The organism is Streptomyces sp. NPDC006332 (genome assembly GCF_040612855.1).
GTDB lineage: Bacteria > Actinomycetota > Actinomycetes > Streptomycetales > Streptomycetaceae > Streptomyces.
Genome location: NZ_JBEXRA010000128.1, coordinates 1 through 3,278, shown reverse-complemented (window position 1 = coordinate 3,278; position 3,278 = coordinate 1). Strand labels below are relative to the sequence as shown.

Here is a 3,278-nt window from a genome sequence, read left to right as displayed (position 1 = left end):
TCCGCGCGGGAGGCGGCGGGGGCAGCGGTTTGGGGATGGCGATCGTGCAGGGGGTCGTACGAGCCCACGGTGGCGAAGTGGAGGTACACACGACTCCGGGCAAGGGCTTGAAGGCAACGGTCACACTCCCTCACCCAGGGGCGCGGGGCTGAGTCGATGTGCGGCTCCGCCGCGTGGGCGCGAGCGACCACCACCAACCCGCACCCGCGAACCCACGAGAACCCACCACCGCCGTAGGCGTCACCCCGCCCCGAGCGGAGCGACAAGCACCCACACCGTCTGCCCATGCCGCCCCCGGCTCCACACCTCCCACGCGGAAGCGATGTGCCGTACCAGGAACAGCCCTCGCCCGGACTCGTCCCACTCACCGGCCTCCCTCAACCGGGGCGGCACCACGCCCTCGTCGGAGACCTCTATGAAGCAGGACCCGCCGGCGAGTGCGGTCACCGCGACCTCGGACTCCCGCCCCAGCAAAGGCCCGTGGCGCACTACGTTGGTCGCCAGCTCGGAGACGAGGAGCACGGCGTCCTCCAGGGCGGCGTCGCCGTCGGCGTGTCCCCAGGCGACGAGATGGTCCCTGACCCGGTGCCAGGCGAGGCCGACGGACGCGGGATGCCGGAGCAGCCGGAAGGAGTTGCGCCTCAACACGTTGACTCCTTCACCCCGACCACACCTCCGTCACATGGTGCTGCGGGGTGGGGGAAATCCGGTGCGCAAGGTGTACGGCAATGGTGCGTGCGGCGTCCGCGATGACGGCCGCGTCGCGGGCGTCGGTCTTCGCCTCTCCCGGGTAGAGGTCAGCGATCCGCCGCAACGACAGGCCCGGCAGATAGGCGACCCGGCAGCCCGTGTCGCGGGCCACCGTCAGCGGCAGAGCGCCGATCGAGGCCAGGCCGCCGAAACAGGTCACGCCCTGTGGACAACTCCAAACTGTGGAACCTCCGCCGGACCGCCCTCCGCGGGCTCCTCACTCCGCCGAACCGCCACCTGCGCAGCAGGCTCAGCACTCCGGCGGCCGCTTCCCCTCCGGCAGATACTCCTTCGCCCACTCCGCGAGCAGCTTCAGGGCGGGTTCGAGCGCCGCCCCGGCCTCCGTGAGCCGGTACGACACCCGCAGCGGAGGACCCTCGTCGACCTCGCGCACGACCAGTCGCCCGGCGCCGAGTTCGGTGAGCCGGTCGGAGAGCATGCGCTCGCTGATGCCGGGGACGGCCCGGCGCAGGTCCACGAAGTAGGCGGGCCCGGTGATCAGGACGGACACGATCGGGCCGGTCCAGCGCTTTCCGAGCAACTGGAACACCCGCGTGATACCCCCGTCGACACGCTTGCACGCCGCCAGGTCGTGATTCTGCTCGGCCGTCATGCACTCAGGGTACCGCCCTCACCCGTGGGGAGTGAAAAAAAGTAAGTGACTATGCTATCTATAGTCGAGTACGAATGAGCGGTCCCTGAAAGCGGCGGCTCCGCCCGTCGCATCATGTCCGTCGCCCCATCCCTCGACTCCTCCGTCGGGCCCTTCGCGCCCGCCCGTCCACCACTCCTATGGAGATCCCCATGGCAACACTGCTGCACATCGACTCCTCCGTGTTCCCCGCCGACGCCTCCGCGTCCCGCGCCGTCACGGACGTCTTCCGCCGCACCTGGGAGGAGCAGCACCCCGAGGGCACGGTGATCTACCGCGACCTCGCCGCGAACCCGGTTCCGCACATAAGCGCCGACGCCCACGCCGCCGGCTTCGCCGATCCCGCCACCCACACCCCGGAGCAGGCGGCGGCATTCGCCGATCGCGTCCGGCTGATCGAGGAGCTGGAGCAGGCGGACACGGTGTTGATCGGTGCCCCGATGTACAACTTCTCGATCCCGTCCACCCTCAAGGCCTGGCTCGACAACGTGATCCTCATGGGCCGTACCGCCATGAACGTGGACTCGAAGATCAAGGGCACCCCGGTCACCGTCGTCGCCAGCCGCGGCGGCTCCTACGCGCCGGGCACCCCGCGCGAGGGCTACGAGTACGTACAGAACTATCTGGCGGCGACCCTCACCGACGCCCTCGCCCTGGACGTCCACTTCATCGTCCCGGAACTCACGATGGCCCCGCAGAACCCGGCGATGTCCGAACTCGTCCCGCTCTTCGAGTCCTCCCGTGACCGCGCCCTCCAGGACGCGGCCACCAAGGCCAAGGAATTCGCAGAACGCTTCGCCGCGTAACGCTCCCCGAGCGACAGCCGCCAGTCAAGTTCCTCACAGAACTCCGCGCGCGGGCACACGGGCATAACGGAACGGGCGGCATCGAATCCACGATGCCGCCCGTTCCGACGAATCGACGACCCGTCTGCGTACCGTTCGGCGCGGGCGTCGGTCATGCGAGTCGGTTGGGGCCGTCACCGCAGCAGTCTGCCCTGGGCGTCTTCGCCGGAAGCGGCGGGTGGTCGTCAGGGCCGGAAGGCCGAGTCCTACGAAGCGGTATCAGAGAACCGCTCGACGTACCCTCGGCCGTGGCAGTTCCGGACGGCTATCCCACGGTCACCGCCCGCTGTCGGAGCGTTATCGGATCGAGGATCCGATGGAGATACCGCCGTCCACGTCGAGGACGACGCTGGTGATGTTGCCGGCGGCCTCGCTGGCGAGGAAGGCCGCGGCTTCGGCGATGTCCTCGTGCGCTCTCTCGGCTTCGTGTCGGTGGTGGTGAGAGTCGGTGGTGATGTTCTGGGGTGGGCTATTACGGAGCTGGTCAGCGGAGGTTGGGGTGGGGTAGGTCGCTGTCATGAGGTAAGAGATTGATGGACGGGACCACTGTCATGGGGTTTTGTCGCATGGCAGCTGATGCTGTCTCAGGTTCGTGAGTTCTGATGCGGTGGGGTGGGCTGGGCAGGTGCGATCGTGGGGTGGATCAAGGTGTAGGAGCCGGCCGTGGGGCTGTGCTGCCGAGGGCGTTGGTGGTGCGTCGTCTGCTGGAGAGGCAGCAGGCAGCGAGGTTGTCGACGCGGCATGTGCGTGTGGTCGCCGAGACGGTGGGTGTTTCGGAGCGTACGGTCTGGCGCTGGCTGGAGCGGACGAAGGCGAAGGCGACGGGGCGGGCGGAGGCGCCGGTCCGGCGGGGTACGCGGTGTCGGACGAGGTGTGGGAACTCCTGGGCCAAGGCGTTGGTGGAGCAGTCCGGTACGGCGGGGCAGGAGGTCGGCGTCGTCGTCCAGGACGATGACGTCAACAAGTCGATCGGGCAGTATCTGCAGAGCCTGCTCACCCAGCTCGGCTACAAGGCGAAGCTCAAGCCGCTG

6 protein-coding genes and 1 pseudogene are annotated in these 3,278 nt (G+C 68.6%); 3 read left to right on the top strand and 4 right to left on the bottom strand.

What is annotated here, in order from left to right; all coding sequences use genetic code 11:
• Positions 1 to 152, top strand: a 152-nt coding sequence (locus tag ABZ027_RS43065) for an ATP-binding protein (RefSeq protein WP_356778565.1), incomplete at its 5' end; no start/stop codon positions are given.
• Between the two features lie 88 nt (positions 153 to 240).
• Here the strand turns inward: ABZ027_RS43065 and ABZ027_RS43060 are convergent.
• From ABZ027_RS43060 to ABZ027_RS43050, 3 genes and pseudogenes are all read right to left on the bottom strand, one after another.
• The gene (locus ABZ027_RS43060) at positions 241 to 648 is read right to left on the bottom strand and encodes an ATP-binding protein (RefSeq protein WP_356778563.1); all 408 of its coding nucleotides are present in this window, start codon (positions 646 to 648) and stop codon (positions 241 to 243) included.
• Between the two features lie 79 nt (positions 649 to 727).
• Positions 728 to 889 (bottom strand): annotated as a pseudogene (locus ABZ027_RS43055) (transposase); the annotation flags it as partial.
• 111 nt (positions 890 to 1,000) lie between these two features.
• Positions 1,001 to 1,363 carry a helix-turn-helix domain-containing protein gene (locus ABZ027_RS43050; protein WP_356778561.1) on the bottom strand — a complete coding sequence of 121 codons (363 nt, stop codon included), beginning with the start codon at positions 1,361 to 1,363 and terminating at the stop codon, positions 1,001 to 1,003.
• Positions 1,364 to 1,554: 191 nt separating this feature from the next.
• Between ABZ027_RS43050 and ABZ027_RS43045 the strand changes: the two genes are divergently transcribed.
• Positions 1,555 to 2,208: an NAD(P)H-dependent oxidoreductase gene (locus ABZ027_RS43045; protein WP_356778559.1), complete on the top strand. Its 654-nt coding sequence runs from the start codon at positions 1,555 to 1,557 to the stop codon at positions 2,206 to 2,208.
• Positions 2,209 to 2,544: 336 nt separating this feature from the next.
• On the opposite strand, the gene ABZ027_RS43040 is transcribed toward ABZ027_RS43045, so the two are convergent.
• Complete coding sequence (locus tag ABZ027_RS43040) at positions 2,545 to 2,766, bottom strand: SDR family oxidoreductase (RefSeq protein WP_356778557.1); 222 nt, start codon at positions 2,764 to 2,766, stop codon at positions 2,545 to 2,547.
• A gap of 119 nt (positions 2,767 to 2,885) precedes the next feature.
• Here ABZ027_RS43040 and ABZ027_RS43035 point away from each other — a divergent pair.
• A partial coding sequence (locus ABZ027_RS43035) for a helix-turn-helix domain-containing protein (RefSeq protein WP_356778555.1) occupies positions 2,886 to 3,278 on the top strand: 393 nt, incomplete at its 3' end.

Excerpts from the sequence above, each read along its gene's own strand:
- ABZ027_RS43050 (WP_356778561.1), bottom strand. The coding sequence starts at position 1,363 with ATGACGGCCGAGCAGAATCACGACCTGGCGGCGTGCAAGCGTGTCGAC.
- ABZ027_RS43045 (WP_356778559.1), top strand. The coding sequence starts at position 1,555 with ATGGCAACACTGCTGCACATCGACTCCTCCGTGTTCCCCGCCGACGCC.
- ABZ027_RS43040 (WP_356778557.1), bottom strand. The coding sequence starts at position 2,766 with ATGACAGCGACCTACCCCACCCCAACCTCCGCTGACCAGCTCCGTAAT.